Below are 23,152 nucleotides of genomic sequence, written 5' to 3' on the forward strand. Positions count from 1 at the left end.
TATTTAAAAGGAGCCCAAGAGCTCCTTTATTTTATATAATTTAAAATGTTATTAATCCAATTTCAATACCGCCATAAATGCTGATTGCGGAATTTCTACGTTCCCAACCTGACGCATGCGTTTTTTACCTTTTTTCTGTTTTTCTAACAATTTACGTTTACGCGAGATATCACCACCATAACATTTTGCGGTTACATCCTTACGCAAAGCGGAGATCGTTTCACGTGCGATGATCTTCGCCCCGATAGAAGCCTGGATACGGATCTCAAATTGCTGGCGAGGTAGAAGTTCTTTCAGTTTCTCACAGATTTTCTTGCCAAAATCGTAGGCATTGCTTCGGTGAATCAAAGAAGACAAGGCATCCACAGGTTCATCGTTCAATCGGATATCCAATTTAACCAAATCCGAAGTACGGTAACCGATCTGATGATAGTCAAATGAAGCGTAACCTTTGGAAATAGTTTTCAACTTGTCATAGAAGTCAAATACAATCTCACCCATTGGCATCTCAAAAACCAACTCCACACGATCCGAAGTCAGGTAATGCTGATTCATGATTGTACCGCGTTTTTGAATACACAAAGACATGATCGGTCCCACGAAATCCGATTTCGTAATAATATTAGCTTTGATATAAGGTTCTTCAATCGAATCCAATTTACTTGGATCAGGCAAGTCTGAAGGATTGTGTACAATCACTTCTTCCTTATCCTTTGTCATATAGGCTTTATAAGATACGTTGGGCACGGTAGTAATTACCGTCATATCAAACTCTCTTTCCAAGCGTTCCTGAATAATCTCCATGTGGAGCATACCCAAGAAACCACAACGGAAACCAAAACCTAGGGCCGCTGAAGACTCCGGTTCGAATACCAAAGAAGCATCATTCAATTGCAGACGGTGCATCGATTCACGCAATTCCTCGTAATCTTCTGTATCCACAGGATAGATACCAGCAAAGACCATTGGTTTCACCTCTTCAAATCCTTGGATTGCCGCACCGCAAGGGCGGTCTTTATGGGTAATGGTATCCCCTACTTTCACTTCACGAGCTTCCTTGATACCAGAAATAATATAACCAACATCTCCGGTCTTGATGACTTCTTTTGGCACTTGATTGAGCTTCAAGGTACCGATCTCATCTGCAAAATACTCTTTACCAGTCGCAACGAATTTTACTCTATCCCCTTTGCGGATCTCGCCATTTTCAACTTTGAAATAGGCCATGATACCGCGGAATGAGTTGAATACAGAGTCAAAGATCAAGGCCTGTAGTGGTCCATCAGCATCACCTACAGGATGTGGAATCCGTGCAACGATCGCTTCCAGGATATCTGGAACCCCGAGGCCGGTCTTTCCAGAAGCAGGAATAATTGCATCACGCTCACCACCGATCAAATCGACGATTTGATCTTTTACCTCTTCAGGCATCGCCCCCGGAAGATCCATCTTATTTAAGATCGGGATAATTTCCAAGTCATGCTCTAAAGCCAAATATAAGTTTGAAATTGTTTGTGCCTGAATCCCCTGTGATGCATCCACAATTAACAAGGCCCCTTCACAGGCAGCGATAGAACGGGATACTTCATATGAAAAGTCAACGTGTCCGGGAGTATCAATCAGGTTCAAGATATATTCCTGACCATCTTTTTTATAATTCATTTGGATGGCGTGACTCTTGATCGTAATACCACGTTCACGTTCCAAATCCATATTATCAAGTAATTGTGCCTGTGCTTCGCGTTGACTGATGGTATTGGTATACTCTAAAAGGCGATCTGCCAAAGTACTTTTGCCATGGTCAATATGCGCAATAATACAGAAATTACGAATGTGCTTCATATAGGATTTTTAAACTCTTTTGCTAAAAGGCAAAGATACCTTTTTTTATACATATTTATAGAATCAAGTATATTTTTCGTTTGTGGGATAAGGTAGGACGAAAAGATTTGCTATAGACATGAGCCACAAGCAAAAAGCATTTTCATTTTTAGTCCGCTACCGCGTAGGAAAAATGTTTCTGGTTGCGGGTCACTTTATCCATATCCCAAGCGATCTTACCTTTAAATTGTTCCGAACGTATCGGACAGTCCGTCACCTGGCAATAACGGCAACATTGTGGGAGACAAGGATCTGCATGCACAAAAAACTCGGTACGCACAGACATTTCCTTATTGACAATCTTATCGACAGCCGAAATTTCATCGTGTACCTTCACTAAATCAAGGTAACTGGGCAAAGTAAGGTGGCAATCCACATGCAGTTCGTTTCCATAGCGCTGCACCCGAAGATTATGCACATCAATCCACTCCGCTTTACGGTTACGTTCCAAAATAGCCACCACATCCTGCACAAGTTCGGTATCCGATTCATCCATCAGGCCGCCGATTGACTGCCGAAGCAATTTGTAGCCATTGAATAAGATAAAAAGTCCCAATATAATGGAGATTACCACGTCGATCCATTGGAATCCCGTCAGCTTCATCAGGAGCAAGCCCAATATCAAGCCGATTGTACTGTAAGCATCCACCTGCAGGTGTTTGCCATCTGCCACCAAGGTAATAGACCCCAAGGCACGCCCTCTTTTCATGATATAAAGTCCCACAGCAAAATTGATCAGCGAAGTAATTCCGATCAAATAGATCCCTTGTTCGAGATGCGTAATTTCTGCCGGGAAAAAGATATTGTAACAGGCTTTTGCCAAAATAATCGCACCAGCGATAAAGATCAGCCCGCCCTCAAGGAAAACAGAGAAAAACTCAACTTTACCATGTCCATAAGGATGGTTTTCATCTTTAGGTTGTGCAGCAAGGTAGATGCTATAAAATGCGAAACCTGAGGCCACAACATTGACGATACTCTCGGCAGCATCTGTAAAGATGGCGCTGGAATCTGTTAAAAAATAGGCAACAAACTTAATGATCATTAAGCCTATTCCCGTAAACAGCGATAATAAAACCAATCTTGTTTGTCTCGACATGACCTGTATTTTGTAGGGCAAAGGTAAAGATATAACGCCAAATCAAATTGATTAGTTTTACACATCAACAGCACAAAGATGTCAATATTTGTAGGCTAAATCGCTTCAAGCGCTTTTTGTTACCAAAGCACCAATAAAAACAGCCCTTTTCTTTGTAAATTTTCAAAAATAAAGACAATTATTTGCGACGTATATAATATCTTTGTCTTACCATGAGCACATCATCATACTTATCAGACAGGATAAATAATTTGTCCGAATCGGCTACACTTAAAATGACCAAGTTGGGCCGCGAATTAGCAGCAAAAGGCGTTAATGTAATTAGCCTTAGCGTAGGTGAACCTGATTTTAACACGCCTGAACATGTAAAAGATGCAGCAAAGAAGGCCCTGGATGAAAACTGGACACGTTATTCGCCAGTACCCGGATACCCTGAATTGCGTCAGGCGATTGTGAATAAATTGAAGACAGAGAATAATCTGGACTATGATATTTCGCAGATCGTTGTTTCAACAGGAGCAAAACAATCCCTGTCTAATGTGATCTTAACATTGATCAATCCAGGTGATGAAGTAGTTATTCCTACACCATATTGGGTATCCTACTCAGAGATGGTTGTTTTAGCAGAAGGAAAATCAGTATTTATCAATACCGAGATCGAAAATAACTTTAAGATTACACCAGCACAATTGGAAGCGGCTATTACGCCAAAAACCAAACTGTTTATGTTCTCTTCACCAAACAATCCAACTGGAACAGTTTATAGTAAAGATGAACTAGCTGCATTGGCCCAAGTTTTCGAGAAGCATCCACAGATATTCATTCTATCTGATGAGATCTATGAGCACATCAACTTTGTGGACAAACACGAATCCATTGCACAGTTTGACAGCATCAAAGACCGTGTTATTATCATCAATGGTTTCTCAAAAGCCTTTGCGATGACTGGTTGGCGTTTGGGTTATATTGCAGCCAACAAAACTATCGCGGCGGCAAATGATAAATTGCAGGGCCAGACAACATCAGGGACTTGCTCGATTTCACAACGTGCAGGTATTGTTGCATACGAACAAGGATTAGAGTCTGTCAACAAGATGAAAGAAGCCTTTGCACGTCGTCGTCAATTGGTATTTGATCTATTGAGCGATATCCCGGGGGTACGCACCAATCTTCCAGAAGGTGCTTTCTATTTCTTCCCTGAAATTTCATCCTTCTTCGGCAAAAAAGACCAAGATGGCAATATCATTAAAAATTCATCTGATCTAGCTTTATATTTATTGAATGTTGGTCACGTTGCAACCGTAGGCGGTGACTCTTTTGGTAATGACAACTACATTCGTTTATCGTATGCTGCTTCTGACGAAAGTCTGATCGAAGCATTAAAGCGAATCAAAGAAGCATTAGGCAAATTAGCATAATCAATACACCCTATACTGAATGGGTTATCCAAGAAAATTGGATAACCCATTTTTTTTCAATCCCGGTTGTACCAATCCCTCCTGTATTTTCCACAACGGTATATTCAAATACGTCCTTTTATTTGATATGCTCCATCACCTCGATGAATTTCTTACCCTTATTCTTCGGGTCAAAAAGCATTTTTTCTACCTTATCTAGCTCAAGAGCCTCGAGATGAATAGGTAACACACTCTCTTTCATCAACTTCAACAATTGATCCCAGTCCGCACGATTGATCTTGTGATGGATCAATTGCATCATCTGGACGGCATTGCGGTATTCCTTGCTCGTTTTCAGTTCCACCACCATATCCATCCAGTCACCATAAGTGAAAAGCCTACTTTTTACCTTTTGCAATTGTAAGGCTTGCATCTTGACTATATCATAACCCAATAGCATCTCCGTGACCGAATCAATCTCCATACAGGCAGCGATTTTAGCATAATCTTTTGGGAACTCCATCCTTGCATCGTCATCCAGAAGTTTACAGAACGCTGGTACCTCCTTTTTCAGGGAATCACAGTTCTGTTGTGCATGTAGCTCCATGGTCATGGTCAGGACTAGTCCGATTGCTAGCATCCGAAGATAAATAGATTTCAATTTCATGCTTCGAAGATACCCATTTTTGGGAAATATCATCCATAGCACATAATTCACAATGATTTTGGCGCTTCAGCCAAATATTTATTACATTTACCTTTATGAGTATTTTAACAGAAAAATTCAAAACGAAGCACGATACGGCTCCGTTTTCACAGATAAAAAACGAAGATTATATCCCTGCATTTGATGCAGCAATTCAAAAGACAAAAGATGAAGTTGACGCCATTGTCAACAATCCTGAAGCAGCTACATTTGACAATACAATTGCAGCGATGTCCTATTCCGGACAGACCTTAGACAGGTTGTCTAGTATCTTTTTCAACCTACACTCTGCGGAGACCAATGATGAACTCGAAAAGATAGCACAGGATGTTGCCCCTAAATTATCCGCTTTAGGCAATGACATTACGCTAAACTTTGACCTGTTCAAACGCGTAAAAGCGGTTTACGATCAGAAAGATCAACTGTCACTTACCACAGAACAAACAACGTTATTGGAAAAATCCTACAAAGATTTTGTTCGCAATGGAGCACTGTTGAACGATGAGCAGAAAGAGCAGTTGCGTGCGATTGATGCCGAACTATCGCTTTTAAAATTAAAATTCGGTGAGAATGTTCTTGCTGAGACCAATGCCTATCAGCTGCTGGTTAGCGAAGAAAAAGATCTCGCGGGACTTCCAGAGGGAGCCATTGAGGCAGCCCAGGCATTAGCTAAAGCCAATGAAAAAGAAGGCTGGTTATTTACGTTGGATTTCCCAAGTTATCTGCCCTTCGTTACCTATGCCGATAACCGCGAATTGCGTCGGGAGATCACTTTGGCAGCGGGGCGCAAGGCTTTTCAAGACAATGAATATAACAACGTTCAAAATGTGTTGAAAATCGTAAAACTACGTTTTGAACGCGCTAAGTTATTAGGTTATGCCACCCATGCAGATTTTGTGTTAGCCGAGCGCATGGCACAAAATCCAACAAAAGTAACCGAGTTCCTGAACGATCTGCTTGGAAAAGCAAAACCGGCAGCACAACATGAGTTTGCTGAATTAGGTGCTTTCGCCAAGAAACTGCACGGTATCGAACAGCTTGAAAAATGGGATGGCGCTTACTATGCGGAAAAACTAAAACAAGAACGTTTTAATCTGGATGACGAAAAGCTGAAACCTTATTTTAAGCTCGAAAATGTGTTGGATGGTGCATTTGAGGTTGCCCACCGACTATTTGGTATCAATTTCAAAGAAGTCAACGACATTGAAACCTATCACGAAGAAGTACAGACTTTTGAGGTCACCAAAGATAATGGTGAATTGGTAGCGATCTTCTACGCCGATTTCTTTCCACGTAAAGGGAAACGAAATGGTGCCTGGATGACATCCTTCAAGCCACAGTATTTGCAAGATGGCAAACAAGAACGTCCGCATGTATCTATCGTATGCAATTTCACCCGTCCAACAGCGACTAAACCTTCCCTATTAACCTTTCAGGAAGTAACAACCCTATTTCACGAATTCGGTCATGCCCTACATGGCATGCTTGCAGATACCATCTATCCAACCTTATCCGGCACGTCTGTCTATTGGGATTTTGTTGAGTTACCAAGTCAGGTAATGGAAAACTGGTGTTACGAAAAAGAAGCCTTGGAACTGTTTACCAAACATTATGAAACGGGTGAAGTGATCCCAATGGAGCTGGTGGAAAAAATCCGTGAGAGTGCATCTTTTCTAGAAGGAATGGCCACGATGCGCCAGTTAAGCTTTGGCTTGTTGGATATGGGCTGGCATGGACAAGACCCAAGTGCCATTGCTGATCTGAAAGCATTCGAAGATGGACAATTCGCATCCACCAAGTTATACCCTGATGTGAAAGAGAATGCGATGAGCACAGCCTTTTCCCATATTTTTAATGGCGGCTACTCATCAGGTTACTACAGCTACAAATGGGCCGAAGTACTGGACGCAGATACGTTTGATTATTTCAAACAAAATGGCATTTTCAACGCCGATATTGCCCATAAATTTCAGAACAACATCTTATCCAAAGGGGGAACAGAACACCCAATGGTGCTCTATAAGCGATTTAGAGGACAAGAACCGTCTGTTGAACCCCTGCTTAAACGAGCGGGATTACTAAAATAGAAGGCGGTATCAAAAGTCAATCTTTGTGATTGACGGCAATGATATTTTTTGAAAATCCCTATAATGATTAAATAAGGTCCAAGTTCGATTCCGAATTTTGGGCCTTATTCTTTTCTAATTACAAGGAATATCGAGTACCTTCCAATTTACTCTGATTTGTCATCAAAGATTTTCCCCATGCCATTTTTTGATCACTATACAATTTAAAAACATCAAACAATATTGAATACTATTTCCGAATTGTAGTTCAGCTAAATGACAAACTACAGAAATTTGTTTCTAAATGTCCCTACTTTGTTTTTAAAAGGTCCCTTTCCACCTCCATAATGCGATAGACGTAACTGACTACAACAAATCATAAAGAATTTGTTATATTCACCATTTATTAATTCTTCAAAAAGATAGAAATTAGATCAATCCAAACAGCCCATACCATGAGTGAAATCAACTTTTTATTACGCGATAAAAACCGGCGCAAATTTTTCTTCAAATGCATTTTAATCGGTCTCCCCGTATTGATCGGCCTGGCATTATTGATCAATTATATGGAAGATAGTTCTGCTGCCAAAGGTACTCCGAACGACAAAGGTGGGATGGACTATTACTTTAGGGATGCCATTACCGAAACCGCTCCGGATGTACTTTGCAAACTGATTCCCATGTATCCCAATGGTAAAATCACCTATTACAACTTTTCCACCGATCAAACGGATAATCCAGCTGGAGACCTATTTTTGTTTACAGCCGATTCTTTTGAAAAGGTGAAAGCATTCTATCAGGAAAAAGGAAAGATAATTGATGATGGGACAGATACATTTGTCTGTGATATTGGTGGAAAGAAAATAACCTTAAGCAAATTCACAACGAAAGAAGACGATCCAGTCCAGGGTGAAAATAAGATCAATATTTCATTTTAAATTTTGCAGTAGCGGGCTCCATAACATCGAAATTTATCATTAAACAACAATTAAGTTTGGAGCCCCAGCCTAGTTCGCTATTCCGACAACAGTTTGACTACATGAAACCTTTTGGCTATTTTAACAGGGTATTCCCCAAATAAAAGCCGTCTGTGTTGATTTATCATCAAAAAAGCTGTATCTTTGTCAGACATAATTGGGGTTGACCGGAATTGACAGGATGGAGACGGTTATGTAAGCATGTAGTGCGTTGTTAGTAGAGCACTTTAATCGGAACTTTCAGAATTACAACTGGCGAAGAAAACTACGCCTTAGCTGCTTAAGTTAGACTTAACATAGCTATTTGTCCCGTTAGATCCTGTTCTTTGGTTTAACATTCGGGGCATCGAACGATAGAACTGGCAAGTGTGATGTTGCTAAGCACTTGTGAGAAACAGCAACTACGGCGTACGGTATAGGTAAGCGACTCACCTTCCCTCGCTCGACAATCAAAGAGAAGCTAAACATGTAGAAAGCGTATACAGTACCATGACTGGACGAGAGTTCGAATCTCTCCAGCTCCACTAGAAAAGCCATATTCAACGTTGAGTATGGCTTTTCTTTTTAAGCCACTATCCCGTACGAAACTGTTTTCTATATTTTAGCGGGGATGCCTTTGTCACCACCTTAAATTGTTTGCTAAAATGTGCCCAGCTGTTATAGCCACTATTATAGCAGATATCCAAAATAGGCCGGTCTGTATCGCGCAATAATTTGCAGGCATGACCGATCCGGAGTTCTTTGATAAAATCAAAATAACTCTTTTTTATGTTCTTTTTGAAAAATCGGCAAAATGCTGAAACAGACATATTGGTGCTGGAAGCAACCTCTTCGAGTGAAATAGGATTTAAAAAATTCTTAAAAGAATAGTCTATTATCGCTTCTATAACGATGTTTTCCTCTCTACCTGCAATCGTATCAAAAGCCATTGTAATCACCTTATGCTCTTCGGACGATCCAATCCGATCCATACAGTTCAATAATAACTGAATACGTTCAAGCCCGTCCGTATTTTCTATTTTGCGGATCATCAGATCAATTTCCGCTGCAAGATTTCCAATAAGCTGGATTCCCGTACTGTCATTTTTCAACAATCCAGCGATCACATGCATCTCAGGCAGCGCCAGAAATCCCGTCCCCCAAAAGTCCTTGAGGAAATGAACAACAATAGCACTACCAACCGCATCCTGCTTGGATTTCCGGAACCAATGCGGCAGATCCGAGCCGAGGAAGAATACATCTCCCTGCTTATAATCGCCGATATAATCACCAATAAGCGCTGTTCCATTACCTTCTGTGATCACAATCAGCTCACACTCAGGATGCCTATGCCAAGCCGTTTCAAAAGTAGGCGTCCTGTACGTTCGACAGGCGAAAGAATACTGTTCTTCGACATGTATTTTCTGGATCAGTGTTTTCATGATAAATTATTGCTAGCGAATACATCTGCTATCTGAACACATAATATACGATTATAAACACAACAAATAGCAAGATAGCATATTTTTTCACCCAAATAGCGGTTGAAAGATGCTCGACTGATGCTGTAAATTTATCTTACGACAAGGGAACCACATGTAAGCGTATGCGGCTATCGCATAAGAATAAACCGAAATAAAATTATGAACTCAATTTCAACGATAACCAAGTATGGAAAATAACACCTATGATGCCATCGTCGTTGGCTCCGGCATCAGTGGCGGATGGGCCGCAAAAGAGCTTTGTGAAAAGGGATTAAAAGTTCTGATGCTCGAACGCGGCAGCCCCTACGAGCATGTCAAAGATTATAAATCTGCCCTACGGGAACCCTGGGATCTCCCACACCGCGGGCGCACAACAGTAGAACAGAAAAAGAAATATCCCGTTATCCACCGTGGCTGGGCAGCCTCAGAAGCGGTCATGGATGGTTGGGTAAATGAAGAAGACTGTCCCTATACCGAATTGAAACCGTTTACATGGTGGCGCAGCTACCGCATGGGAGGACGATCAACCTTATGGGGTAGACAGTCCTACAGGCTGAGCCAAATGGACTTCGAAGCCAATGAGCGGGATGGGATTGCCGTGCCATGGCCCATAGGATACAATGATATCGCCCCTTGGTATGACCATGTCGAAAAATTTGCCGGAATCAGCGGATCCCTAGAAAATATTGCACACCTTCCGGATGGACAGTTCCTACCCCCCATGGAGTTGAACTGCGTAGAAAAAGATGTAGCCAAACGCATTAAACAAGAATATGGGGACAAGCGGCACCTGATCATTGGACGGGTTGCAAACCTTACAGCCCTGATCCCTGGGAGATCAAAATGTCAATTTCGGAACCGATGCTGGGAAGGATGCCCTTTTGGAGGCTATTTCAGCACCCAGTCCTCTACCCTACCTGCCGCAATGAAAACAGGTAATTTGACCGTCCGGCCTTATTCGCTGGTTCGGCATATACTTTATGACAAAAACACCAAAAAGGCCACTGGTGTTGAGGTCTTAGATACCGAGACCAACCAAACCTATGAATTCAAGAGTAAAGTAGTTTTTCTATGTGCCTCAGCCCTCAACAGCACTTGGGTCTTATTTAACTCCGCAACGGACATTTGGCCTGAAGGTTTGGGGAGCAGCAGTGGCGAGTTGGGTCATAATGTAATGGACCATCATTATAACATCGGCGCTTCCGGAATAGTAGAAGGCTATGAAGATCGCTATATATTCGGTAAAAGGGCCAATGGGTTTTATATTCCCCGATTTGTCAATATTGGCAGTGACAAAAGAGATTACCTACGTGGCTTCGGTTACCAAGGTGGTGCCAGTCGTGAAGGTTGGGGCAAGGAGGTTGCCGAACTCAATATAGGTGGCAACTTTAAAGACGCACTTACTGAACCCGGCCAGTGGACTATCGGCGCAACAGGCTTTGGAGAGATACTCCCCTATCACGAAAATAAAATCTCACTGGATAAAGATCGCAAGGACAAATGGGGGTTGCCTGTATTGGCGATGGACGCTGAACTGAAAGATAATGAGTTGAAGATGCGAAAGGATATGCAGGAAGAGATGAAAGCGATGCTTACTATCGCAGGTGTAAAAAATGTAAACACCTGGGACAGTGGCCATGCCATGGGACATGGTATCCATGAAATGGGAACCGCGAGAATGGGACAGGACCCCAAAACCTCGGTGCTCAACAAGTGGAATCAGGTTTGGGATTGTCCCAACGTATATGTTACCGATGGCGCCTGCATGACTTCATCGGGTTGCCAAAATCCATCATTGACCTATATGGCATTGACAGCACGGGCTGTAGACCATGCCGTCAATGAGCTCAAGAAAAATAATAGCTAAGCCCATGGAAAGAAGAACACTTTTAAAGATGATTGCCCTGCTTACAGGTGGAGCCGTGATTGGTGGCAATGCTTTTTTGACTGGCTGCAGTTCCAGCAAAGAAAGCGGCCTTAAGGAACGCCTCAATTTAACTCCCCAGCAAATCGCATTCCTAGACGAAGTAGCAGACACCATACTTCCAACTACCCCCAAAAGCCCGGGTGCCAAAGCAGCCAAAGTCGGCTCATTTATGAAGGTCATGGTAAACGATTGTTATGAAGCTCCGGATCAACAGGTCTTTCTTGAAGGAATGGACAGCTTGGATGCGGCCTGTAATAAAATGCATAAGCTGGGATTCGTGGAAGCCACAGCTGAGCAAAGGCTTAGCCTACTCACAGCGATCGATAAAGAGGCAAAAGAATATATGTCCAAAAAAGGAGATTTACCCAATCACTACTATACCCTATTTAAGCAATTGACACTCCTGGGTTATTTCTCTTCGGAAATAGGCCATAAACAGGCGCTACGATACAATCAGGCGCCAGGTCGATACGAAGGAGATGTACCCTATAAAAAAGGGGATCGTTCCTGGGCTTAAAATAACGAATATACGGATATAAGGTCCTCCGAGAGGAGAACCTTTTCACCAAAAAAAAAGATTTATGACAACAATTAAAGGACCTGCTATTTTTTTGGCGCAATTTGCCGGTGACAATGCACCCTACAATACCTTAGAAGGTATCTGCCAATGGGCAGCTTCCCTCGGCTACAAAGGTATCCAGATACCTACTTGGGACGCGCGCTTAATAGATCTTCAAAGAGCCGCTGAAGACAAAGACTATGTACAGCAGCTCCAGTCTACCGTACGATCCTATGGACTGGAGATCACCGAATTATCGACCCATCTACAAGGGCAACTGATCGCTGTGCATCCGTCTTTTGATCCATTATTTGATGCATTTGCGCCACAAGAGCTGCATAATAATCCCAAAGAGCGACAACAATGGGCGGTACAGCAGCTCCATTATGCGATTAAAGCCTCCCATAATCTCGGCTTAAAGGCCCTCGCAACTTTTAGCGGCGCATTTCTCTGGCCCTATGTTTACCCCTGGCCGCAACGTCCCGCCAATCTGATCGAAACAGGATTTACTGAACTCGCTAAAATGTGGCTCCCCATATTGGATATCTGTGAACAGTACGATGTCGATCTTTGTTATGAACTCCATCCGGGTGAAGATCTGCACGATGGTGTTACTTTTGACCTGTTTTTAGAAAAAGTAAATTACCATAAACGGGCAAATATTCTATACGATCCATCACATTTTGTCCTGCAATGCCTCGACTACCTGCAATTCATCGACATCTACCACGAACGGATCAAAATGTTCCATGTAAAAGATGCTGAATTCAACCCATCTGGTCGTCAAGGTGTTTATGGTGGATATCAAGATTGGCAAGCACGGGCTGGCCGCTTTCGCTCTATTGGTGATGGACAGGTCAATTTCAAAGCAATTTTCACCAAGTTGACACAATATGATTTTCAGGGCTGGGCAGTCCTCGAATGGGAATGTGCATTTAAGAATTCCGAGGATGGCGCTCGTGAGGGTGCACAGCATATCAAAGAGTATATTATCCGGGTAGGCGATCGTGCATTCGACAATTTTGCCGCTGCTGGTAGTGATAATGACTTGAATAGAAAATTGATCGGTTTATCAGAATAATAGCCTAAAATACAGTTATTATGGAAATCAGAAAAATCAGGATGGGCATGATAGGCGGTGGCAAGAATGCTTTTATTGGCGCTGTGCACCGTATGGCTGCAGGGATAGATGGACAGATCGAACTATGCTGCGGCGCATTAAGTTCTGACCCTGTTAAAGCACTGGAGTCCGGGGAGCTGCTTTCGCTCCCGACGGATCGAATCTATACAAATTTTCGGGAAATGATCCTGCGCGAAAGTCAGTTGCCCCCTGACAAACGGATGCATTTTGTGAGTATTGTCACTCCCAATGTTGCCCATTTTGAACCCGCCATGCTTGCCCTTGAACATGGATTTCATGTGCTCCTGGAAAAACCCATGACCTTCTCCCTGCATGAAGCCCAATTATTACAGCAGAAAGTCAATGAATCGGGATTGTTACTCTGCGTCACCTATACCTATTCGGCCTATCCGATGGTCAAACAGGCACGTCAGCTGGTCCGCGAAGGTAAGCTTGGCAATATCCGTAAAATCATGGTCGAATATCCACAGGGCTGGCTCAGCACATTGATTGAAAACGAATCCCCGCTTGCCTCCTGGCGAACAGACCCTGAAAGAGGAGGACTAAGCAGCTGTATGGGAGATATCGGAACACATGCCGCTCATCTGGCTGAATATATTTCCGGTTTAAAAATAACCAAGGTCTGTGCTGATCTTCGTACAGTCGTAGCAGGAAGGCGACTGGAAGATGACGGTAATGTCCTACTGGGATTTGAAAATGATGCAACTGGCGTACTCTCTGCTTCACAGGTAGCGGCAGGCGAAGAGAATGCTTTAAAAATAAGGATATATGGAGAAAAAGCGGGTTTGGAATGGAACCAGCAAGAGCCCAATAGCCTCCTACTGAAACCGCTTAACGAACCGGCACAACTATTCCGTGCAGGACAACAATATCTCAGTCCTCTAGCTCAGCACAACAGTCGTTTACCAGCAGGGCATCCGGAAGGTTACATCGAAGCATTTGCCAATATCTATCGAAATTTTTCAGCTACAATTCTTGCAAAAATAAACGGCACCAGTCCCTCGGAGGCCATGCTGGATTTCCCTACCGTTGCAGATGGAACTAGGGGCATGAAATTTATCGAAACGGTAATAGCTTCTGGACAGTCCAGTCAAAAATGGACAGCCTTCTAATCGTCATCACAATAACGTAGACGCTAGAAGTCAATTCCATAACCGAAATTACTGCATCAGCAAGTATGGAGTCTTGCGACAGCTCAGTAATTTCGGTATTTTAGGTTCTATTTTGGAAGGCTTTAATATTGGAGTGCCCTATATCAACGTATAATTCCCTTATACACCGCATCCCGTAATACCCCACCTTCGGTATCACCGGCATATTCCCAATACATTGCTCCCAGTAAGCCCTGTCCATGCACATAATCGCATTTCAATGCAATGGATTCTGGAGTTTCAAAAGTCAGCACCAATTCTCCCTGTGCATTGACCAGATAGTGGGCCTTCGCTTCATCATCCCATTTCTGTTCAAAGCCCTGTAAATTCAGAAGATCCTTATAATCTATAAACCCCTTAATGTCTGTTTTATTTCCCCGTCCGTAAAACGGAATACCGAGCACCAATTTTTCGGCAGGCATTCCAGCGGCAATATGCGCCTTAACGGCTTCAGCACAGGTTGTGCGCCCCGATAAGGGAGAACGATGCAAGCTCGCATGATGATATGGTGGATTACCCGAGTCGTAAGTCATGATGTTCACAAAATCTACATCGTTTTTAATCTGATCAAAAGCAATATATTGACCACTTGATACCGAAGCGAGTGTCAATAGTTTTTTCTTACCAATAGCCTTCCGGATATCCCGCATCAATAAGGTAAAATTCTCGGTATCTGATTTCGTCGCAGAAATACCGGCGGAAGAATTGGTTGGGTATTCCCAATCAATATCGATACCGTCGAGTTTAAACTCTTTTACAAGCCGTTCACAATCCTTGGCAAATTTCCCCCGATTAACGACATCAGCAGCCATCTCACTAAAGCGACCACTTCCCCAGCCACCAATGGATAACAATACTTTCAAGTGTGGATGCTTTTTCTTCAGCGCTATAATACTTTTTAATCTGGCTTCATTGTCGATACGCACTCCGTCAAAACTGTCATTTACATGCCCAAATGCATAATTGATATGGGTCAGATAAGTCGGATCCGGCACAACTGTTGACCAGGATGTAACATAAGCAATCACCACTTTTTTATTTTTCCCATGTGCACAACTCCATTGTGGACTAAGCGTCATTAACAATAAGACTATTGCTGTAAAGCCAAGGGTTATTAGCTTGAGGGGATTTATACTATTTTTAGATTTCATACACATCATAATATTAAAGATTCAAATTAAACTGAACCGATCCTGAGTCGCTTGACTAAATTTCGTTCTCTATTTAGCCATATAATAAGCGTACAACGATCCGTCTTCTATTAAAGTTTTAAATAGATATTTATCTTTTTCAGTAAAATAGCATACCACAGCATGGCGAAAGCCCATAGCAGTGAACCACCAACAGCAAGGAGCATGTTACCCGATTGCTTATAGAAAAACAAAGGAATCTGCAATCCCCAACAGATGAAATAAATTAAATCCGGTGCGAGATAGGTTGTCAAAGAATTCTTTCCGGCTTCCTCGAAGACGAATATTCCTTTATGGTATTTCCGAATATCTATTACATAGTAGATAACAAGCAGTAAGAGCAGGCTGATACCACAACAGAGCAATGCCCAACTTGGCGTGCCGTGAATTTTGGATAATATAAACCAGGGGCGCAGCGCAAACCCGCCCACTAACCAAAGTATGCCAATAATCAGCATCCAACGTAAAAGTAGCTTCGGTGTAGCAGCATACCGTTTGATCAATATACCAATGATTGTCCCGGCCAATACAATGCAAGGTACATTACCCGATAACAGCACATTCAGGTAGTTCCCGATGATCGGAATATGCAATTTGAATGCTGTTTGAGACAGAATATTTAGGACAAGAAACAGCAGCCAAAAGCATACTACAATGGGGAGCCTTCCCCGACTTAACACAAAAGTAGTAGCAGCAGCAAAATAACCCCAACCGATCAAGCCCAAGATTCCCCACCAACCGATCTCCAAGCCTTTACCCTCTGCAGCTTTAAAACAGTAAACCAAATAACAGATCCCCAGGCCCCCAAGCAGACGCATCCCTTTAAATAGGGTCTGATTCCCGGATGTAGTAGGATACCTATTCCAGATCAGAAATACGTAGAGATACAACAATCCTAACCACCAAAAACCAGACATCCCCGTCAATGAAGCATCCACACGCCCACCGTTCAGAATCAAGACACCAATCAGGATTAAACTCGCGGTACGGGTAACAATATGCGCAAAAATCAGACGAGATGATTCTCCCAGTTTCTCCCTGGCAGCCACCGCATAGGGTACAGCCATACCAACCATAAAAAGAAATCCCGGAAAAACCCAGTCCGCCAGCCCCATGCCATCGACTTCCGCTTTGGTATGCAGCAGCCATTCCGGAACACCGGGTGCAAATAAATCGTTGACAAATAACATGAGAAACAGAGTCATACCCCGCATGACATCCATTGAGCGGATTCGAATTGATTGTTTAGGTTGTTGTTGATCCATAATGATACGATAAATCCAAAGAAAATCAGCTGTCACAGCCCAAAACGTCCCGTTTACTCAATTCTGCCACACACGACTCAGCTACTTTAAGGAATTGTAAAATGCAGGGCTCGGTCGCTTAAAATACGCGTACACGATTCCGTTTGCATTCAGGTTTATAATTTTTAGCAAACAGAACAACTATTTGCTTACCCTAAGATGAGCATATTATATCATATTCAAGAGAAATAATTGTTCAAATTAGTGTAATTTTTGCTTTTATCATACAGGTTTCTTGGAATTATGGCTTTATCTGATACCTATTGAAAAGTACATTGCTTGCTGTACATTCCATTTAGCCCCTTTTTGCCAGCGGATAAGAAATGGCCAGGAGTCCGATGTGATATATCCGCTGTTATATAAAAACTATCACCTCATCGCAAAAGCTGCAGCCGAATAAACAATGGAAAAAATTGATCAAAAAGCATCAACTATAGTATAAAACTAATATTTTTGGCCTTAGTTCTAAAACAACATATAACATGAGCCAGTTAGTATTTCGTGACGCCAAACAAGAAGATTTACCTCGTATCGTAGCCATATACAATACCACCATTGCATCGAGAATGGTCACTGCAGATACCAGTCCCGTAAGCGTAGAAAGCAGGCAAAAATGGTTTGATGAACACAGCCCGTCAACGAGACCATTATGGCTGGTTGAGGAAGAAAATAATATCCTCGGCTGGGTCAGCTTCCAGTCTTTTTACGGTCGACCAGCATACGATGCGACAGTAGAGATAAGCATCTACCTGGATGAACAGCAGCGAGGCCGGGGACTGGGCAAGCAAATTCTCCAATACTGCATAGACAAAGCCCCTAACCTTGGCGTACATACCTTATTGGGTTTCATCTTTGCGCACAATGCACCTAGCATCACCTTATTTGAAAAAATGGGATTCCAGGAATGGGCCAACCTTCCCAATATCGCTACGCTAGATGGGGTAGAACGAAGTTTAAAGATATTAGGAAAAAGGGTAAGTTAAGTCACACAATTGGCTTCCAAGAGAAAAATCATTAGCTTTAAGTAATTATTTTACACTCTTAATTCACAACTATGAGTCAACGACTACAATTAATGCTAATATTCACCCTTTCTATGTTGTTTTGGATCAATGTTGCCACTGCACAAGATCCAGAACGGATAAAGACCATCACAATTTCCGCAGATTCCACCTATACAAAAGTCGTACAAGCACTTCAAGAAAGCGGTTACTATATTGCTCAATTAGACCGTTCTTCAGGTTTTATTCAAACCAGTGTATCGCTTAAAAGCAAATCAATATTTGGTCGTGATGGTGATAAAAGAATCTTCAATTTTCTAGTTGTTCCGCTCCCAGATCGAAGGTCCAAAATCATTCTCAATATCTTTCTGTTCGAACGCCTTCAAGCCGGAAGCGGTAATTCCGGAAATTATTACTACGATGACAAAGGCCTTGTCCAGGATGATAAAATCTATCAGCAGATCTGGGATAAAATTTTGCCCCTTATCCAATAAAAACAGCTATAGGATACAAACAAAGCCTGTCAAAAGTATATTGACAGGCTTTGTTTTATTCCGATTGTATTAATAATTTAGTAGACTATTCAATCTCGACCTTCAATCCTTCTTGCCAATCTTTTAGCTCTTCGGTATAATATAAATAGCCCGAAGATGCGGCACCTTGGTATCTCCCTGGTACTTGGGCTTTTAAATCTATAGACAGTTCTTTCGTTTCATTTGCATCAATCCCACGCCAATAAAAAACCAGGTAATTTTCAAAAATTTCGTAGTAGTCTACGAAGCCTTTCTCCATTAAATCCCTTAATTGTTGAGGCTCGGGAGTTAATCCTCCTGGGATACCGACCTTCGCTAAAGGCATTGCCTGTGCCCCACCCCGCTTATTGTTTAACCGCACCTTGAGTACCGTATTGTCACCCAGACGAACACGATTGCTGGATAAAGATGTTGACAGATCCAGTGTCCTATCTTTTGCACTTGGCGGTTCCAGTGTCAAATAATTAAATCGGTAGGAAGCCACCGCATAATCTAAATTTTCCAGGCGCAGGGAGATTTTATGCTTTCCGGCAGGCAGCTCCAGCGAAAACAATTTGCTCAGGGAGTCCGCTTGGGGTGTAGTATCGCGGAGCAGGATTTCACCGTCCACCCACAATTCAATTTTCTTCCCCTTTTTCGTCTTCATATCCTGATCAAACAGTTGATAATATCCTGTTGCAGCTTTCAGGGCGAGCCCTGTTGCTTGCGTTGAGCCATAATAACCTTTGTCCGCAAATTTAACAAGTGCCTCCATACATAAGGACAACTCGTTGGATGGCTTTTTATCCAATTGGAAAACAAGTGCGATCCAGGCCAGCGTTTCATTGCGCAATGACCGTCCATCCGAATTTGTAATACTCCCTTCTACTAGCTCCTTTTTGCCTTCAACGACCAATGGGAGCAGCTCTTTTAATTGCAATTTCAGGCTCTCCAATTGCTCCAATTTATTGAGGTTACTTGCTGTAAGCGCAACGAGGGCCATACGATAAGGATCTTTTGACCGCAAGACCTCCTGATAAGCCTTTTGAAATTCGTTCTCAATTTCCTCCCTCAGCCCCGCAACGCTCAAAGCATAAGTGATATAAGCATTATTTATCAACTCACGATTCCCGGAAAAAGCATACCGTCCTTTAGCCTGATGGTATCCACCTCGACCATCCTTTTTCGATAAAAGCCAATTTTTGGTTCGTTCGATCATCTTTTGATCCACAGCAATAAACGGCTTCATTTCTATAAATTCAATTAAACCAAAAGCTGAAAGGACCTCATGCGCGGGTGGTTTGCCGTACCAATCAAAGCCCCCACCTTTAATTTCGTAGGCCGCCAATTTTTTATAACCGTTTTCCAAAAACTCTTTTGTCTTGCGTTGCAAGGATTCATCCGCCCTAATTTGGCGCATAAGAGAAAGTGCGTAAATATTGGGATAAACCGAAGAAGATACCTGTTCAAAACAGCCGTGTGGTTCGCGGACAATACGCTCCAGTCCCTGCGTAATTTGCTTCAATGGATTAAGGTATAGCTCCACAGAAAGCTGTTGAGAGCCTTTAACTGCATTTTTTAGTTCAAATTCATGTTCCACGTATTTAGATGTTGAATGTCCGAACGCTACAGGAAAGCCTTTATTGAATAATTTGATATCCTTTATAATCCCCTGGGCTGAGGAATCCGTCCGGATCGAAAAACGTATTTTATCGCGATCAATTGAAGGGCGCTTTACTTCCAGTGGTACACGCAACTGACTTTGCTCCTGTGCGCCAATTTTCAGGATATTCCTCTCAGATTTCCATTCAAGGTTGTCCCCTACCAGGTCGACCTGACTATGGATTGATACAGGTTGCCGTCTTGTATTATCAACCAGTAATTGTGCGTTGATCAGATCGCCTTGAGAAGCATACAAAGGCAATTTGACGTCCAGGCCAATTTCATCTCTTACTTGATAAGTTGTTTGTTGACTACGTCCTATCATACCATTTTTACCTATTCCTTCCACTATAACTCGATAAGAAGTATTCTCATCGGCATTGGGAAAAGTTACCTGGGCACGGCCCTGGGCATCGGTCTCAATATGGTAGTTCCAATAGATGTTATCTCTAAAATCATCTTTGATCAAGGCCTGTTTATTTTGATACTTGGGCACATAAAACTCCTGCGCTTGATCAAAACGAACCTTTGGTGATACAGTGTTCAAGGTCAGGTATTCTTGAGGCCCTACCAGATGGCTATTACCTAAAAAGCTAGCTGCATCTCCCTCCATTCCTTTTCCACCTTTCGTTGTGATTAGAATCACACCATTGGCTCCGCGGACACCGTAAATTGCTGTCGCCGAGGCATCTTTTAGTATCGAAATACTTTGGATCAATTCAGGCGGAAATCCAGTAAAGTTTGCCATATTGGCTTCATTATAGGGCACTCCATCCACAACAAAAAGAGGGCCACCGGTACCGCCAATGGAGTTCATCCCACGAATTACCACTGGTGCATTTGACCTTTCAACAGAAGGGCTGACACTCACTCCAGCGAGCTTGCCTGATAAGGTCGAAATTAAATCCGCTTGTGCATAGAGATCGTTACCACTAATTGTCACCACCGATCCAGTTAATGATCGCTTGCGATCTACGTCGTAGCCAAGAACAACCACCTCCTCTAGGACCCCATCTCGATTAGATGCCTGTGGCTCCATTTCTATTTTTGGTGGAAGTGGCGTTTCGTCATTGACGCGTTGGATTAATGGAGTTGTCTCAAACTTCACTAAAACAGGATCAGTCGCCCGTCGCTTCTCCCTTACTGAGGCGAGGTCTTCATTTCGAGATGCAGTAACATAATAAAATTCATTTTTACGATGTGTCGGAATATAGATTCGCCACAAGGCACATGGAATTGTCCGAACCGAAAAACGCCCTTGTTTATCCGGTGTTACCGTATACAACAAGCTATCTGCAACAACGTACATTTTTGAAGAATATACTGTATTTCGTCCTTTGCCCTGTCTATAGACTACACCTCTAAGCAAATTATTTGGAGGGGTCTTGACCACTGTAAGCTCGTCGTTGCTCAACACCTTATCCCACTTATAATTTCGCCAACCCTGTGTCAGCATAAGCATATCTAGGGCTTGAGTACGTTTGTCTTTGGTTGGATCAAAATAGAATGCGGGTTGATAGATGTCACCTTGGACAGCAGTTCCCAGCCACATCCAGGAGAGTATATCATGCTGTTTATCGTTTAGGTAACTTAAAATCTTATCATCAACGACACTCAGTGATATCGCTGCTGGGAGAGCCTCGCCCCGCGCATCGCGAGTCTCAATCGTCAGCTTCACATCCTCCCGAGTCTTATAGATCGCTTTATCGCTCGTTACATGAATCTGTAATCCATCGTTTATTGCATTAAAGAATAACCGCTCGCTCAGAATTTGTCTACCCTGCAAGATCGATATGCTTAGCACCCCCTGTGGTAAAGCTTCTTTTGATACCTTTAGCGAATTTATACCCTTAGTTACCGCAAGCTCACCTGTATGAAAGATTTTGTCCTCCTTACGGATAAGATAACTTACTCGGCTATCCATACTACTGATGACCTGCAAGCTCAATTCATTTTTTGATTGCTCGTCCAGCTGTACCTTTATACCATCAGGTTTCATTGTCGGCAATGTGATCTGCTTATTTGCTCGATAAGGCTTTTCCAATTGAGCATAATAGGCTCTTCCTTGTTTGGGGATGAATGAAAACTTGCCCATACCTTGATGAAAGGAGGAAAACTTGCTGATCTCATTCCCTCGGTCGTCGTAGATGGTTCCCTCGATATCAGCTGGAAATCCCTCCGCATTCAACGCTTTAAAGGCCACCACATTTGAAAAATTTCCTAGCAGATAACCACCCTCAGGCATAAATTGAACATCGATATCGTCAAGAATAATAGGGACGCTCTTAGATATCGACTCTATCTGCTGCTGATGTACAAAGCGGACATTCAGGCTCACGTGTTGATCTTTCAAAATTGCTGGCAGTGCAAATGTTACTTGGGATTTACCCAAATGGTCAGTTTTGCTATCCTGCGAAAGATACAACTCGCCACCAATACTTACCTCATAAACAAAAGACTGGTTTGAAAGCGGATGATTTCCCATATCTTTGACTACAAAATCTGCTGCGACGGTTTCTCCCTTCCCGTAAGATTCCTTTTCCAATTCCAACTGCATGATGAGTCGTGGTGGATTGGTCCTCATGATGGTGATATCTTTCTCATAAGCGAGATTTGGAAAATTGATCATCCAAGGAGTTTGCACTTTCAATTTATAAATCCCACCTGCAAGCTGTCCCCCTAATTGGAGACTTCCCTTGGCATAAATTGTATTTGCAGCAAATTGCCTATGCTGAATGACCTGTCCATTTGGTGCAATCAAATCAACAAGAACAATATCGCTCTGATTGGATACACCGAAAGCAGTATTACATAGATAAGTCGTAAAATAAATTGTTTCTCCTGGTGCGAAAATAGTCTTATTTGTATGTGCATATACACGCTCCAACGGTAGAAGATCCGCGTACTCATTTATTTTATCACGGATTACCTCAACCTGACCAAAAGCCAAAGTTGTACATAACACATATATTATTGTAAAAAAAGAATTTAGAAAAGACCGGCCATGTCTTTTTTGGTTAAAGAGCTTTTCCTTTTTGCTTAGACGCGATATAGTTTCAAATACAGATCGTTTATCCAGCTTTTTTCCCTTTGTAATTAGGTTGTCGTTATTCATG

General features: G+C 42.4%; 16 protein-coding genes and 1 other RNA gene. 10 read left to right on the top strand and 7 right to left on the bottom strand.

The features are described from left to right. Window positions 1-51 precede the first annotated feature (51 nt). Both lepA and M2408_RS17170 read right to left on the bottom strand, forming a co-directional pair. Entirely contained in the window at window positions 52-1,842 is a 1,791-nt protein-coding gene (gene lepA, locus M2408_RS17165; RefSeq protein ID WP_259183700.1) for a translation elongation factor 4, read from the bottom strand. 148 nt (window positions 1,843-1,990) lie between these two features. Continuing rightward, window positions 1,991-2,980, bottom strand: coding sequence for a cation diffusion facilitator family transporter (locus M2408_RS17170; protein WP_259183704.1), 990 nt, complete (start codon window positions 2,978-2,980; stop codon window positions 1,991-1,993). A gap of 212 nt (window positions 2,981-3,192) precedes the next feature. Between M2408_RS17170 and M2408_RS17175 the strand changes: the two genes are divergently transcribed. After that, a complete protein-coding gene (locus tag M2408_RS17175) occupies window positions 3,193-4,398 on the top strand; it encodes a pyridoxal phosphate-dependent aminotransferase (RefSeq protein WP_244211858.1) in 1,206 nt (401 codons plus the stop codon). Window positions 4,399-4,516: 118 nt separating this feature from the next. Here the strand turns inward: M2408_RS17175 and M2408_RS17180 are convergent, their stop codons facing one another. Further along, window positions 4,517-5,044 (bottom strand): hypothetical protein, encoded by a 528-nt coding sequence (locus M2408_RS17180; protein WP_259183711.1) that lies wholly within the window; start codon window positions 5,042-5,044, stop codon window positions 4,517-4,519. Between the two features lie 95 nt (window positions 5,045-5,139). Between M2408_RS17180 and M2408_RS17185 the strand changes: the two genes are divergently transcribed. The 3 genes from M2408_RS17185 to ssrA all read left to right on the top strand — a co-directional run bounded on the left by M2408_RS17185 (window position 5,140) and on the right by ssrA (window position 8,653). Further along, on the top strand, window positions 5,140-7,170 hold the full coding sequence (locus M2408_RS17185; protein ID WP_259183713.1) for a M3 family metallopeptidase: 2,031 nt from the start codon (window positions 5,140-5,142) through the stop codon (window positions 7,168-7,170). Between the two features lie 434 nt (window positions 7,171-7,604). Further along, entirely contained in the window at window positions 7,605-8,087 is a 483-nt protein-coding gene (locus tag M2408_RS17190; protein WP_259183718.1) for a hypothetical protein, read from the top strand. Window positions 8,088-8,285: 198 nt separating this feature from the next. Next, window positions 8,286-8,653, top strand: a transfer-messenger RNA (tmRNA) gene (gene ssrA, locus M2408_RS17195). A gap of 45 nt (window positions 8,654-8,698) precedes the next feature. Here ssrA and M2408_RS17200 read toward each other — a convergent pair. After that, the gene (locus M2408_RS17200; RefSeq protein WP_259183720.1) at window positions 8,699-9,547 is read right to left on the bottom strand and encodes an AraC family transcriptional regulator; all 849 of its coding nucleotides are present in this window, start codon (window positions 9,545-9,547) and stop codon (window positions 8,699-8,701) included. Between the two features lie 229 nt (window positions 9,548-9,776). Here M2408_RS17200 and M2408_RS17205 point away from each other — a divergent pair, with 229 nt between their 5' ends. From M2408_RS17205 to M2408_RS17220, 4 genes are all read left to right on the top strand, one after another. Further along, a complete protein-coding gene (locus M2408_RS17205) occupies window positions 9,777-11,456 on the top strand; it encodes a GMC oxidoreductase (RefSeq protein ID WP_259183722.1) in 1,680 nt (559 codons plus the stop codon). A gap of 4 nt (window positions 11,457-11,460) precedes the next feature. Beyond that, window positions 11,461-12,033 carry a gluconate 2-dehydrogenase subunit 3 family protein gene (locus M2408_RS17210; protein WP_259183724.1) on the top strand — a complete coding sequence of 191 codons (573 nt, stop codon included), beginning with the start codon at window positions 11,461-11,463 and terminating at the stop codon, window positions 12,031-12,033. Between the two features lie 64 nt (window positions 12,034-12,097). Continuing rightward, entirely contained in the window at window positions 12,098-13,156 is a 1,059-nt protein-coding gene (locus M2408_RS17215) for a sugar phosphate isomerase/epimerase (RefSeq protein WP_259183725.1), read from the top strand. 20 nt (window positions 13,157-13,176) lie between these two features. Further along, the gene (locus M2408_RS17220; RefSeq protein ID WP_259183727.1) at window positions 13,177-14,328 is read left to right on the top strand and encodes a Gfo/Idh/MocA family protein; all 1,152 of its coding nucleotides are present in this window, start codon (window positions 13,177-13,179) and stop codon (window positions 14,326-14,328) included. 143 nt (window positions 14,329-14,471) lie between these two features. On the opposite strand, the gene M2408_RS17225 is transcribed toward M2408_RS17220, so the two are convergent. Together M2408_RS17225 and M2408_RS17230 are read right to left on the bottom strand one after the other, a co-directional pair. Beyond that, window positions 14,472-15,518: a glycoside hydrolase family 18 protein gene (locus M2408_RS17225; protein WP_259183729.1), complete on the bottom strand. Its 1,047-nt coding sequence runs from the start codon at window positions 15,516-15,518 to the stop codon at window positions 14,472-14,474. Between the two features lie 110 nt (window positions 15,519-15,628). Next, a complete protein-coding gene (locus M2408_RS17230; RefSeq protein WP_259183732.1) occupies window positions 15,629-16,822 on the bottom strand; it encodes a DUF5009 domain-containing protein in 1,194 nt (397 codons plus the stop codon). A gap of 521 nt (window positions 16,823-17,343) precedes the next feature. Between M2408_RS17230 and M2408_RS17235 the strand changes: the two genes are divergently transcribed. Further along, complete coding sequence (locus M2408_RS17235) at window positions 17,344-17,844, top strand: GNAT family N-acetyltransferase (RefSeq protein ID WP_259183733.1); 501 nt, start codon at window positions 17,344-17,346, stop codon at window positions 17,842-17,844. A gap of 71 nt (window positions 17,845-17,915) precedes the next feature. Further along, window positions 17,916-18,356: a hypothetical protein gene (locus M2408_RS17240; protein ID WP_259183735.1), complete on the top strand. Its 441-nt coding sequence runs from the start codon at window positions 17,916-17,918 to the stop codon at window positions 18,354-18,356. An 85-nt stretch (window positions 18,357-18,441) separates the two neighbouring features. Here the strand turns inward: M2408_RS17240 and M2408_RS17245 are convergent, their stop codons facing one another. Continuing rightward, the gene (locus tag M2408_RS17245; protein WP_259183738.1) at window positions 18,442-23,151 is read right to left on the bottom strand and encodes a TonB-dependent receptor plug domain-containing protein; all 4,710 of its coding nucleotides are present in this window, start codon (window positions 23,149-23,151) and stop codon (window positions 18,442-18,444) included. Between the last annotated feature and the right edge of the window lies 1 nt (window position 23,152).

The sequence above is a fragment of the Sphingobacterium sp. BIGb0165 genome (assembly GCF_024810095.1).
In the GTDB taxonomy this organism is placed as follows: domain Bacteria; phylum Bacteroidota; class Bacteroidia; order Sphingobacteriales; family Sphingobacteriaceae; genus Sphingobacterium; species Sphingobacterium detergens.